This window comes from Paenibacillus sp. FSL W8-0426 (genome assembly GCF_037969725.1).
Lineage (GTDB): Bacteria > Bacillota > Bacilli > Paenibacillales > Paenibacillaceae > Paenibacillus > Paenibacillus hubeiensis.
In genome coordinates, this window is record NZ_CP150203.1 from 6,637,440 (window position 1) to 6,650,345 (window position 12,906).

A 12,906-nucleotide genomic window follows, 5' to 3' on the forward strand; every position below is an offset into this window, starting at 1 on the left:
CAAATTTCAATTACTTTTTTGTGTTAACTATGTTGACATATTGAGATGGATATTCTATAGTTAGCCATAACAACACCATATGATATCGATCACAGTTACAACGGCGTAGCTGGTGAAAACGGCAAAGAAGCCTGTTTTGCAATCTCGGAGTCAAGGGATGCGCATGTATGCGCACTCCTCCGGGGCATGACAGGCTTTTTCTATTTCAGGCAAGGCTGCAGGAATCACGCAGAATGGACCAAGGGGGTTATCGACATGAGTACAATGAAAAAACTGGTGCTGGTCGGCAATGGCATGGCGGGCATCCGCACAATTGAACATATTCTCAAGCTTGCACCGCACGCTTACGAAATTACCGTTTTTGGCGCGGAGCCGCATCCCAATTACAACCGGATCATGCTCTCCTCCGTACTGGCCGGCGGAACGAGCATTGAAGATATCGTCATCAACGACTGGAGCTGGTACGAAGAACATGGCATCCGCGTCTATCCAGGCGACCCTGTCATTCACATCGATGCCGATCGCAAGGAAGTGTTATCCCAAGCCGGCGTGCGGGCGAGTTATGACGAACTGATTCTGGCAACCGGTTCCCAAGCATTCATCCTGCCCATCCCGGGCTCCGACAAAGAAGGCGTCATCGGCTTCCGTGACATCAAGGATTGCGAAACGATGATGCAAGCGTCTCAAAGCTATCGCAAAGCTGCCGTCATTGGCGGCGGACTATTGGGCCTGGAAGCGGCGCGCGGATTGCTGAATCTCGGGATGGACGTTACCGTGATTCATATCAACGGTCATTTGATGGACCGGAACCTCGACCTTCCGGCAGGATTGATGCTGCAGCGGGAGCTGGAAGCACAAGGCATGAAGTTCCTGTTAAACAAACAGACCGAGGAAATTACGGGCAAAAAACGGGTTAAAGCGCTGCGTTTCACTGACCAATCGGTCCTCGAAGCCGATCTTGTAGTCATGGCCGTCGGCATTCGGCCGCAGATCGATCTTGCCCGTAATGCGGGAATCAAGGTGAATCGCGGCGTCATCGTCGACGATTACATGAACACCAGCATCCCGGGCATCTCGGCTGTAGGCGAATGCGCAGAGCACCGGGGCATCGCCTATGGACTTGTCGCTCCCTTATACGAACAAGGGACGGTGCTCGCGAAGCGGCTTGCCGGCGCGGCAACCCAGGGTTACGAAGGGTCGGTGACCTCCACCAAGCTGAAGGTGTCCGGCGTCGATGTGTTCTCGGCAGGTCAATTCAAGGATTCGGCCGATACCCGCAGCATCCGGATCCAGGACGACGTGGACAATGTCTACAAAAAGATGGTGATCAAGGATGGCCGGCTGATCGGAGCTGTACTGTTCGGCGATACGACCGACGGCGCCTCCCTCTTCTCCCTCATCAAAAGCGGGGAGAACATCGGCGGCCGCGAGAAGGAAATTCTGCTCGGCGTGCCTGCTGGAGGCGGATCAGGCAGCGGCCCGTCCGCAGCCGAGCGCATGGCGGCCATGCCGGATGACGAGATCGTCTGCGGATGCAACGGAGTCACCAAAGCGGCCATTGGCGATGCCGTGCTGAACAAAGGCTGCAATACACTTGGCGCAATCAAATCGTGTACCAAAGCCTCCGCTTCCTGCGGAGGGTGTAAGCCCATCGTGGAATCGCTGCTCGTACACTTTGCAGGAGATGCCGTCGGTGAACAGGTGAAAGAAGGCATCTGCGGATGCACCTCCCTCGATCGTGACGAGATTGTCGCAAGCATCAAGGAGATGGGCCTCAAGAGTGTCAAAGAGGTCATGAACGTGCTCGGCTGGAACGAGCCTGAAGGCTGTTCCAAATGCCGTCCGTCCCTCAATTATTACCTCGGCATGATCTGGCCGGGCGAATATGAAGACGAGCGGGTATCGAAATTCACGAACGAGCGGTACCATGCCAACATTCAAAAGGACGGCACATACTCCGTCATCCCACGTATCTATGGCGGCGTCACCTCTCCTGCAGAGCTGATTAAAATTGCCACCGTAGCCGAGAAATACGACGTTCCGATGGTCAAATTCACGGGCGGGCAGCGTCTCGACCTGCTCGGCGTGCAAAAGGAAAACCTGCCGAAAATATGGGAGGAACTCGATATGCCTTCCGGCTTCGGTTACGGTAAAGCGCTGCGGACGGTCAAAACATGCGTAGGCTCCACCTTCTGCCGTTTCGGCACGCAGGATTCCATCGAAATGGGCATCCGCCTGGAGAAGAAACTCGACAAAATGGTGGCTCCGGCCAAAGTTAAACTGGCCGTATCCGGCTGCCCGCGAAACTGCGCGGAAGCCACGATCAAGGATCTCGGCGTCGTGGCGATCGATGGCGCATGGGAAATCCATGTCGGCGGCAATGGCGGCGTCAAGGTTCGCGCGGCCGAACTGTTATGTACGGTGAAGACCGATCTGGAAGTGGAAGAATGGACGTATGCCTACTTGCAATATTACCGCGAGAACGCTCGCTGGAACGAAAGAACGGCAGCCTGGATCGAGCGGGTCGGACTGGACCACGTGAAGGAAGCGCTGGCGGACCGGGACGTGCGGCTGGCCTTGATCGAAAGACTGGAGCTGACGCTGGGACATACCGTTGATCCTTGGAAGGAAATTATCGAGAACGACGAGCTGCGCAAAAACTTCACGCCGCTGGCCAACGTGCAGCCTGCAGCCCACTAGAGAAGGAGGAACAGCAATGGATCGATTGCGAATTGGACATCTGGCGGACATCGAGGAAAAGGGAGCTCGCACCTTCATGATCCGCGATACGGAAATCGCCGTATTCAAGCTAAGCGATGGCAGTCTGCATGCGGTGGAGAATCGGTGCCCCCATAAAGGCGGAAGGTTATCGGAAGGCATGGTATGCGGCACGGCCGTTCACTGCCCGCTGCATGACTGGAAAATCGACCTGCGGAGCGGCAAAGTATATGAACCGGACGATGGGTGCCTGAACACGTACAAAACCGAAGTGGATAGCAGCAGCGGCGATATTTACATTACGATTGCAGGATAAGCGACAGCATGGTCGGAAGTAATGGCCGACATTTCATCAAGGAGGAATGGCTCATGAACCAAAGCAACCGAGGCTCCCGGGGGATCGTCAGCATCATCGGGGCAGGCCCTGGCGATCCTGATCTGATTACGGTCAAAGCGCTGAAATGCATTCAAAGGGCCGATGTCATCCTGTATGACCGTTTGGTAAATGACCGGCTTCTCGCCGAAGCGCCGGACGATGCCTTGCGCATCTACTGCGGCAAAGCTCCTGGCTTGCACTCCATGACTCAGGAGATGATCGGGCGCATGCTGGTAACCCATGCCCTTGAAGGAAAAAGGGTCGTGCGCCTCAAGGGAGGCGATCCGTTTGTCTTTGGCCGCGGCGGCGAAGAGGCTCTGGCGCTCGCCCAAGCCGGCATCGATTACGAGATCGTGCCCGGCATCACTTCGGCGACGGGCAGCTCCGCGTCCTCCCAAATCCCGCTCACCCATCGCGGACTCTCCTCTTCGTTTGCCTGCATCACCGGAACGGGTAGCGATGGCAGAGCTTCTTCCGTCCGATGGGACCTGCTCGCGCACGGCGTCGATACGCTGGCGATCTATATGGGAATAAGCCAGCTGCCCCATATTCAGCAGGAACTGCTTCGGCACGGCAAAAGCGGCTTCACTCCGGCCGCGTTGATCGAACGAGGCACCACGTCAGCCGAACGTGTCATTACCGGTACGCTGGCCGACCTGCATATGCTGGCCGTATCCGAAAAGATCAGCAACCCGGCGCTGATCGTCATCGGCGAAGTCGTGAAGGTTCGCGAACAATTGCTGCATCTGCAGTCTTCCGCGGAGTCCTCCATGACAGGTTAAGGTATAGCCCTCACTCCCCTCGTGCTCATTAATCCGACAATATGCGCTCGTGAATCGTCCGACCCTTCTGCCCTGGCTCGATCAGCAGACGGGTCGGTTTGATGTTGATCAGAGCCGTCAATTGTTCTCCCATATAGTGCGCCGAATATTTGAATCCCGTCTCCGCCCAGTGCATGATGACGCCCACAGTAGCCGAAACGAGATAGCTCAACATGATGTCATAGTTGATCGTCTGCTCGCTATCCTCGGTCACCAGCACGAAATCCTTGGTCAGATACGTTCTGAACATGCTGCACAGTCGCGAATTCATGTCGTTATGCATCGTCATGAGCGCCCGAAAGATGTCCTGATGGGCCTCGATATATTCAAATACAGGCATGGTGGAAGGCAGCATAGCCGTCATGTCCACCTCTTTCAAGTTCATATACGGTTCGGCATATGCCCTCCCCACGCCTTGCATGAAATCCTCCAACATAAACTCAAGCAGCTCGGGTTTGCCCGGAAAATGCAAATAAAACGTGCCGCGATTATAATCTGCGCGTTCCGTAATATCGCGAATCGTTACCGCATCTACCCCTTTTTCCAAAATCAAAGACACGGCCGCAGCGATAATTGCATCCTGCGTCCTGCGTGCCCTCCGATCATGAGGATGGTGTATAATCAACATTTTCGCCTCCTTTGTCCATTATTGCAGCCTAAATGAACACTGCTTACATGAATGTACGATAGCGGACATTTTCATCGTCAATGATTATTGTCACAACTTTGTGTATATCTTAACATTAAGACAGGAAGTACAGATGACCATTTGTACCATTCATCAATAGGCCCACCAACCATTTTATACACAAGGAGAGATTTAATCATGAGCACATCCTATACACAAACAGCCGTTATCACAGGAGCAGCCGGAGGCATCGGCAAAGAATTGGCACGTCGTCTCGCCGAACGCAAAATCAACCTGGTTCTCGTCGACTTGAACGAAGAAGCCATCCAACAAACGATTGAAGAACTTCAACTCGACAAAGAACATGTCATCGCGGTCAAAGCGAACGTATCCCAAGAAGAAGACGTTAAAAACTACGTGAAACAGGCGGTTGACAAGTTCGGACGCATCGACTACTTTGCCAACAATGCAGGCATCGAAGGCCCTACCGGCCTGATCGAAGACCTGAGCGTCGAAGCGCTCGACCTCGTATACAACGTGAACGTACGCGGCGTGTTCCTTGGACTGCAGCATGTCATTCCGGTCATGAAACAACAAAAATCCGGCGCGATCCTGAACACGTCTTCCCTCGCCGGCCTGATGGGCGCACCGGCAGTATCGCCATACATCATGTCCAAACATGCGGTCATCGGATTGACTCGTACGGCAGCCAATGAGCTTGCATCGTTCGGAATCCGTGTCAACGCCGTTCTGCCGGGTACAATCAACACACGCATGATGCGCCAAATCGAAGCCAATTCCGGCGACGTGGAAGGTTATCAAGATGCGACAGTAGCCAGCATTCCGATGGGACGTTACGGCGAACCGGAAGAAGTGGCTGCCGTCATGAACTTCCTTCTATCCGAAGAAGCTTCTTATGTAACGGCCTCGTTGTACACCGTCGATGGCGGGATGATGGGGCAATAAAATAATAAGATAGATCTGCTTGCTTGGAATCCCTCAAACCAAAAGACCTGTATCAGCATCGCCAGCGCGGTGGTGATACAGGTCTTTCGTTTTCTTTTGGGCATGTGACGACGGCCTCAACACGCCAATTCCTCACAGCTCTTTAATCTACGTATCCGGCGTGTCCTTTCTCGATCAGGTAATCCATTTCGGCATCGAGAATGCTCTCCACCGTCAGTTCGTCCAGCTTGACATCCTTGCGGCCAACAATGTAGTCGGCCAAATCGTCGCCGTCAATGTCCACGTCGCCTTTGGCGTTCTGATGGGCGCGGTTGATATATTCCTGCTCATGCTTCAGGACAAGCGCGATATCCGCTTGGCCGGCCTTCGTTTTGTCTGCGATATATTGCATCATTTCCTGCTCGTTGATTGCATTTGATTCTGACATGTTATGTTGTCCACTCCCTCGGTTCTTTTCCTTCTGTTATTGTAGCATAGCCATGCCCCAAGCAGGCATGCATTATGCCTGCTTCGCCAATTTTGCCGCCATGGTGCTGCTTATTGCGGCAACCGGACATAGAAAGTAGCGCCTTCGCCCACAACGCTTCGGGCAAAGATTTCGCCCCGATGCTGTTCTACGATGGAACGCGCAATGGCCAGTCCGAGTCCATGGCCACCATGCTTTCGAGCCCTGGAAGCATCTGTCCGATAGAAGCGGTCGAAGATTCGCTCCAGATGTTCTGGCGCGATCCCCTCACCGGTATTGGACACGGCAAGCTGAACGCCGTGATTATGGTATTTTTTCAGCGTCAGATTCACCGCCCCCCGGGGACCGGAGTATTTCACGGCATTATCGAGCAGAATGAGAATGACCTGCTGGATCTGCTCGCTGTTGCCATTCACCATGAGTTCAGGCTCCACGCTGTAATCAAGGGATATGTTTTTTTCGAAAATAACGGCCTCCATCGTCAAAATCACGGTCTCCACCACCTCGCTCAGATTAAAGCGGGCATGGATCATGCTTGCTCGGCTATCATCCATTTCGGTCAGGTACAGCAGGTTGCTCGTCAACCCGGCCATCCGTTCCGTTTCCGATTTGATGTAATGCAGCCATTTCGATTGGTTGGCAATCGTATCTTCGCTGTTGGCCAGCAGTACGTCGGTATTGGTATTAATGATGGCCAGCGGCGTTTTCAACTCATGGGATGCATCGGCAATGAACTGCTTCTGTTTATCGAAAGCTTCCCTCACAGGGGCAATTGACCGGTTCGCAAAATAACGACTCAGGAAAAAAATGACGATCAACATCACCAATCCTACAATGGCAAATGTATAAACCAGGTTCGTCAGAATGCCTTGCTGCGCCGTAACGTCCATAAATACGATCATGTTGCTTGCACTGCCGGAATCGACGACGTACGCCCACTCCGTTCCGTTCAGCGAAAACTGTCCGACTGCACGGCTCGACCGTTCGGAACGGTCGACTTTCGCGAGCGCCTCTTCATAGAAGCTGTCTTCCGCCTCGAATCTGGACTGCTTCTCCGTCATGTTCCACTGGCTGTCCGTCTTTACCATGAACGACAAGGAACGCGAAGGCGGAGAATTGGGGTCGTCCATGGGGCCTCCCCCGAACCCCGGCGAACGCATGTCTCCCAAGCTGCTGTTTCCCTGTCCGTTATGCGACATTTTGGGCGCATGATAGAAGTCGGATACTTTGTACAGCTCCATGTTCGTATCCCGCTGCACGTTCTGATACGTGATCACATAGATGGTCGTGAAAGCAACCAGCATCATGATGGAGATGGATACCAGATTGACGACCAGGAATCGGTTCCGAAGCTGCCGGAACATCAGGAAGTCTCCTCAAGCACATAACCTACGCCCCGAATCGTATTGATCCGAACTTCGGAGTGCAGAAACGTCAATTTTTTGCGCAAAAAGGAGATGTACACTTCGACGTTGTTGTATTCCACGTCGGAGTCGAAGCCCCACAGCTTTTCGATGATCTGCTCCTTGGACGTAATCGCCTGCTTCCGGGTAATCAGCAGTTCGAGCAGCTCGTTTTCCTTCAGGTTCAGCTTGATCTCTTTGCCTTGTACCTTCAGCTTCAGCTGCGCGGTGTTCAGTTCGATGTCCCCAAACTTCAACGCATCCTCGGGTACAACCTCGCCCTTCCGTCTCAGCGCCGCCCGAATTCGGGCCAGCAGCTCCTCTGTCGCAAACGGCTTGGCGATATAATCGTCTGCGCCGTAATCCAGTCCGGCGACCTTGTCCGAAATTTCCCCTTTGGCCGTCAGCAAAATGACCGGCGTATGATTTCCTTCTGCACGCAGCTTCTTAAGTACGGTAATGCCATCCATTTCCGGCATCATGATGTCCAGCAGCAGCAGATCGTAAATGCCGCTGAGCGCATTATCCAAACCCGATCTTCCATCATGTACGATATCCACGGAGTAATTGTGTTTTTTCAATATTTGCGACACGGCTTCTGCCAGGTGAACCTCATCTTCCGCAATTAATATTCTCATCGTCTTTCCATCCCTCTGCATGTGAATTGGTTTCCTATGTTTTCTTCTATTATACCTGCTCATTGTATCCTTCCAACCTTGAATCAACCTTAATTCGGAGACTCTTCCCCCCTTATCAATAAACGGGTTTGGCCCTTGTTCCAAATTTTTTTCACACAACTATTATAGGAAGGTAAAGAAATGTTAACGGAATGTAAAACCATTTAAGATTCATTCAAGGTTGGCGCTCTAAGATACAGACATAACAGCAAGACATGATGCACCACAACATACAAAACACAGCGAAAGGAATGACATGAAATGGCGATTGAAGTATTCAACCGATACGAGAGCAAATACCTCCTGACGGATGAGCAATACGAAGCCTTCTACAACGACTTGCTGCATTATATGGAACTGGACGAGTACAACAAAAAGCATGAGTTCTACTCCATAAGCAACCTCTACTTCGACACGCCGCAGGATTCGCTGATCCGGGCCAGCCTTTCCAAACCGAAATACAAGGAGAAGCTGAGACTCCGGGCCTACGGCGTACCCGAACAGAATGCCAAGGTATATCTGGAGATCAAAAAGAAAGTGTTCGGCCTGGTGAACAAACGGCGCACCGCGTTGAAGCTGGACGAGGCTTATGAATTCGTCCGCACCGGACAGGCGCCTGACCTGGCTGATTATATGAACAAACAAGTCGTTGAAGAAATCAAATATTTCCTCCGCCTGTACGACCTGGAGCCTAAAGTTTATCTGGCTTATGAACGCAAGGCGCTGTTTGACAAAAACAGCCGCGATCTCCGGATCACCTTTGATACCAACATCCGCAGCCGCCGATATGACCTGAAACTGGAGCAAGGAGATTACGGCGAACCGCTTGTCGAGGATGGGCGATGGCTGATGGAGGTCAAAGCGGAAAAAACCGTTCCGTTCTGGCTGTCGCAGCTGCTGTCTGAGCACGGCTTGTACCGTGTCGGGTTCTCCAAATACGGCAATGAGTTCAAACGACTGGCGAGAACCACCAACTTGAATTACCAAGGCGAGCGCATGCTCGTACCCGGCACGGACTTCAATCCGGCCATGCAACCAAATCAAAAGATCAGAGAAAGAGAGAGTGTAGTATATGCTTGATTCCATTTTCAGTTCCGCCCTGACCGATACCACCCTGACATTCAGCAGCGCCGTACTTACGATTGGCCTGGCCATCCTGATGGGGGCCATCATCAGCCTCACATACATGAAGACCAACGCTAACACATACTCGCAAAGCTTCACCTTGACCATGGTTGTGCTCCCCGTCATCGTCGCCATCATCATCCTGCTCATCGGCAGCAACGTAGCCCGCGCCTTCAGCTTGGCCGGCGCCTTCTCCATCATCCGGTTCCGAAGTGCGCCCGGCGACCCGAAAGACATTGCTTACGTCCTGTTCACCATGGCTTCCGGTCTGGCCTGCGGTGTCGGCGCTTTCGGATATGCAATCCTGTTCACCATCATCTTGTGTGTATTGATGTTTGTACTGAGCCACTTCAAATTCGGCGCCAAGAAGAGCCAGCAAAAATTGCTTAAAGTCACCATTCCCGAAAATCTGAGCTATGAAGAAGCTTTTGACGAAGTCTTCAAACAATTCAATGTGCAGTATCAGTTGAACAAAGTGAGAACGACCGAACTTGGCAGCTTGTACGAACTGGTTTACCTCGTCCACATCGGCCAAAACGTCAATCAAAAGGAATTCCTCGACGCCGTTCGTACACGCAACGGCAACCTGGACATCTCCCTGAACATGGCCCCGACGCCAGAATATTAAGCACCACACATTTCTAATAATGAAGGGAACGATATTGTATGAATAAGAAAACATGGATTGCAGGAAGCAAATTATGGTCCGTCGTCATGATTGCCGCCATTGCTACGGCATGCGGCGCCCCCGCAGCAACCAATACCAGCGCCAGCGCGGCAACCACATCAACTGCGGTGACAGCTTCCAAATCCGTCACCGCCAATGAGCAAACTTCCGTTAAATTCGCCGACCTCGTCTCATTGGATGCGGATGACACCAATGTAAGCTGGAGCGAATCCGATGCTACAACCATCAAACTGAACGGCACGACGGCAGCCATTACCGGTTCGGGTGCCAAGGCAGCGAACGGATCGGTGACGATCTCCGAAGCCGGAACTTATGTACTGAGCGGCAAACTGACAGACGGCCAGATCATCGTCAATGTGACCGACAAGGAGACCGTGCACATCGTGTTGAACGGCGTAACGATCCATGACAACGACAGCTCTGCCATCTACATTCAAGAAGCGAAGGGCAAAGCCGTCATTACGCTGCAGGAAGGCACCGTGAACACCTTGTCCGACGGCAAAGAGTATGTATATGCCGACGACGCCACGGATGAGCCTGATGCAGCCGTCTACAGCAAAGGCGACCTGACCTTTAACGGAACGGGCACGCTGAATGTCACAGGCAATTACAACGAAGGCATTACGAGCAAAGACGATCTGAAAATCGTCAGCGGCACATTTAACGTTAAATCGGTAGGGAGCGGCATCAAAGGTAAGGACATGCTGGCTATCAAAGACGGCAATATTACCGTGGATGCCGGCGGGGACGGTATTAAGTCCAACAATGACACGGATGCGGACAAAGGATTCGTAGCCATTGCAGGCGGTACATTCAACATCACCAGCGCCAACGACGGCATTCAAGCAGAGACGATGCTTGTCACGGATGGCGGTACATTCAATATCGTCACCGGCGGCGGCAGCGCCAATGCACCCGAGAAAGTGGAAGAAGGCCCTAGCGGGGGCGGCTTTGGTGGAGGACGGTTCGGCGACGGCATGACTCCTCCGGATAGACCTTCGGGCGATGGCAGCTCGACTTACGGAACACCTTCATCGGGATCGGCTTCTACCAGCTCCAGCGGTTCGGCAACGGCAGCCCCAACAGCGCCGCCAACCAGCCAAAGCACAATGAAAACGGACACCACTGGCAGCTCCACCGATGCGAGCACGACGGAAACGACGGATACCACCGAAACCGAAAGTACAAGCGCCAAGGCGCTCAAAGCAGGAACCAACATTGTCGTGAATGGCGGTACGTTCACCATCGACGCGATGGATGATTCCGTACACAGTAACGGCAACGTCACCGTGAACGATGGCAAACTATCCATCCTCACTGGCGATGACGGGCTCCATGCCGACCTTACCCTTACCATTAACGGCGGTACAATCGACATCGACAAGAGTTATGAAGGCCTTGAAGGCAGCATCATTAACATGAATGGCGGCGACGTCGATCTGATCGCTTCGGATGACGGCGTGAATGCATCTGGCGATGGAACCGCTGCTACAGCGACAACGGACGCCGCGACAGATACTTCTGCGGACACAAGCACGGATGACGCTGCTTCCACAGAAGCAACAGACAGCACAACAACAGCAGATTCCGCAACAGACAACGGCGCTCCACAAGGCTTCGGCGGTCCTGGCGGCGGCGGAAACAGCAATAACGAGCTGAACATCACCGGCGGTACACTGACTCTTGATGCTGGCGGCGACGGGCTGGATTCGAACGGTTCGATCACGATGACGGGCGGTACAGTTATCGTGAACGGCCCGACAACGGACGGTAATGGGCCACTCGACTATGACGGTACCTTCGAAATGACGGGCGGATTCCTCATCGCTGCAGGCAGCGCAGGCATGGCTCAAGCTCCTGGCGACACATCGAGCCAGTATTCTATCGGGATGACATTTACCGATACGCAAAAAGCAGGCACGCTCGTTCATCTGGAAGACAGTGAAGGCAATACGATCATGACCTTTGCGCCAAGCAAATCCTATCGCTCCGTCGTCATCAGCTCTCCGGATCTGAAAGAAAACGGAACGTACACGTTCTATACGGGCGGTACATCGACAGGAACCGAAACAGACGGCCTGTACACCGACGGCACTTACTCGGGCGGTACCAAAGTAGTTGAATTCCAAACGTCCAGTGTCATTACCTGGGTCAATGAATCCGGCGTAACGACTGCTCCATCGGGCATGGGCTTTGGCGGTGGCGGTCGCGGCATGGGCAGACCGGGAAGCAGCACCCAAACTCAAGGCGGAACGACGGAAACGACGGGAACCGTCGTGGATAACAGCACGACAAGCTCCGAGAAGTAAGCACGCCTCCCGGCAGCACAGGATAAAAAAACAACCTAAGTCCACCAATATGGGCTTAGGTTGTTTCGTTGTCGGATCGTTGTGCGGTCATGTTGTGGCCAATATCAGCCCGAACAAACTTTTTAAAATACATACACGTACACCTTGGTGCGCTGCGCATCCCTGCACGTAATCGTACGCAGCGGCTTCTTGCCCGGCAGCGCAAAACAGACGCTGATCACCCGCGCTCCCGGAGGAAGCTCCTTGCTGAACTTGTCCATAAGCCGTTCCATCGCGCCAGGGAACAAATAACAAATAACCCCGTCGGCATGCTCGTAGGAACTGCTGTAGATATCTCCCCGCAGGAAACGGAGGCGCCCTTCCAGCGACTGGCGCTGGCCAAGCATTCGGCGCAGCCGGATACTCAGGAATGCCAGCAATCGGGACGACCATAGCGGCACAAGCGAGTTTTCGATGCCCAATAACCGTTTGCCCGGACAATGCCGAACGACGTCAAGGCTTAGCGTCCCCCAGCCGGAGCCTGCCTCAATCAAATCGCCGTAACCCGGAATGCGATTGACCTCCCGGATGACCGCCCTTCGGACCACCCCGGACGTCGGCATGGGCGAAATGCCGTTTTTCCAACTATAAAGTACGATGGATATGACCGCCAATAACACGATAACAGCCATAATCCACGGGAGAAAATGAATGGCCAAAGGAAACCCTCCCCGGCATGTACTCCTATTC

The 12,906-nt window shown here is 53.2% G+C and carries 12 protein-coding genes; 7 read left to right on the top strand and 5 right to left on the bottom strand.

The annotated features are described in order from the left end of the window. Positions 1-255 precede the first annotated feature (255 nt). The 3 genes from nirB to cobA are packed head-to-tail and all read left to right on the top strand — an operon-like array spanning position 256 to position 3,876. Positions 256-2,700: a nitrite reductase large subunit NirB gene (nirB, locus tag MKY59_RS29985; protein WP_339275214.1), complete on the top strand. Its 2,445-nt coding sequence runs from the start codon at positions 256-258 to the stop codon at positions 2,698-2,700. 16 nt (positions 2,701-2,716) lie between these two features. Then, complete coding sequence (nirD, locus tag MKY59_RS29990) at positions 2,717-3,034, top strand: nitrite reductase small subunit NirD (protein WP_236413395.1); 318 nt, start codon at positions 2,717-2,719, stop codon at positions 3,032-3,034. A 53-nt stretch (positions 3,035-3,087) separates the two neighbouring features. Further along, on the top strand, positions 3,088-3,876 hold the full coding sequence (gene cobA, locus MKY59_RS29995) for a uroporphyrinogen-III C-methyltransferase (protein ID WP_339275215.1): 789 nt from the start codon (positions 3,088-3,090) through the stop codon (positions 3,874-3,876). Between the two features lie 28 nt (positions 3,877-3,904). On the opposite strand, the gene MKY59_RS30000 is transcribed toward cobA, so the two are convergent. Continuing rightward, positions 3,905-4,543, bottom strand: coding sequence for a TetR family transcriptional regulator (locus MKY59_RS30000; protein ID WP_236413398.1), 639 nt, complete (start codon positions 4,541-4,543; stop codon positions 3,905-3,907). Positions 4,544-4,741: 198 nt separating this feature from the next. On the opposite strand from MKY59_RS30000, the gene MKY59_RS30005 reads away from it, so the two are divergent. After that, on the top strand, positions 4,742-5,509 hold the full coding sequence (locus MKY59_RS30005) for an SDR family NAD(P)-dependent oxidoreductase (RefSeq protein WP_236413400.1): 768 nt from the start codon (positions 4,742-4,744) through the stop codon (positions 5,507-5,509). Positions 5,510-5,651: 142 nt separating this feature from the next. Here MKY59_RS30005 and MKY59_RS30010 read toward each other — a convergent pair whose 3' ends face one another. The 3 genes from MKY59_RS30010 to MKY59_RS30020 all read right to left on the bottom strand — a co-directional run bounded on the left by MKY59_RS30010 (position 5,652) and on the right by MKY59_RS30020 (position 8,016). Beyond that, a complete protein-coding gene (locus MKY59_RS30010; RefSeq protein WP_236413402.1) occupies positions 5,652-5,936 on the bottom strand; it encodes a hypothetical protein in 285 nt (94 codons plus the stop codon). A 110-nt stretch (positions 5,937-6,046) separates the two neighbouring features. Further along, the gene (locus MKY59_RS30015) at positions 6,047-7,339 is read right to left on the bottom strand and encodes a HAMP domain-containing sensor histidine kinase (protein ID WP_236413404.1); all 1,293 of its coding nucleotides are present in this window, start codon (positions 7,337-7,339) and stop codon (positions 6,047-6,049) included. Next, positions 7,339-8,016 carry a response regulator transcription factor gene (locus MKY59_RS30020; RefSeq protein ID WP_236413405.1) on the bottom strand — a complete coding sequence of 226 codons (678 nt, stop codon included), beginning with the start codon at positions 8,014-8,016 and terminating at the stop codon, positions 7,339-7,341. Before MKY59_RS30020 ends, MKY59_RS30015 begins: the two co-directional genes overlap by 1 nt. A 300-nt stretch (positions 8,017-8,316) precedes the next feature. On the opposite strand from MKY59_RS30020, the gene MKY59_RS30025 reads away from it, so the two are divergent. Genes MKY59_RS30025 through MKY59_RS30035 form a run of 3 tightly spaced genes read left to right on the top strand, consistent with a single transcriptional unit; the run spans position 8,317 to position 12,177 of the window. After that, on the top strand, positions 8,317-9,135 hold the full coding sequence (locus tag MKY59_RS30025; RefSeq protein ID WP_236413407.1) for a polyphosphate polymerase domain-containing protein: 819 nt from the start codon (positions 8,317-8,319) through the stop codon (positions 9,133-9,135). Next, positions 9,128-9,808, top strand: coding sequence for a DUF4956 domain-containing protein (locus tag MKY59_RS30030; RefSeq protein WP_236413408.1), 681 nt, complete (start codon positions 9,128-9,130; stop codon positions 9,806-9,808). Before MKY59_RS30025 ends, MKY59_RS30030 begins: the two co-directional genes overlap by 8 nt. 38 nt (positions 9,809-9,846) lie before the next feature. After that, positions 9,847-12,177, top strand: a complete 2,331-nt coding sequence (locus MKY59_RS30035; protein ID WP_236413409.1) for a carbohydrate-binding domain-containing protein — start codon at positions 9,847-9,849, stop codon at positions 12,175-12,177. A gap of 122 nt (positions 12,178-12,299) precedes the next feature. Here MKY59_RS30035 and MKY59_RS30040 read toward each other — a convergent pair whose 3' ends face one another. Next, positions 12,300-12,875, bottom strand: a complete 576-nt coding sequence (locus tag MKY59_RS30040) for a class I SAM-dependent methyltransferase (protein WP_339275217.1) — start codon at positions 12,873-12,875, stop codon at positions 12,300-12,302. Between the last annotated feature and the right edge of the window lie 31 nt (positions 12,876-12,906).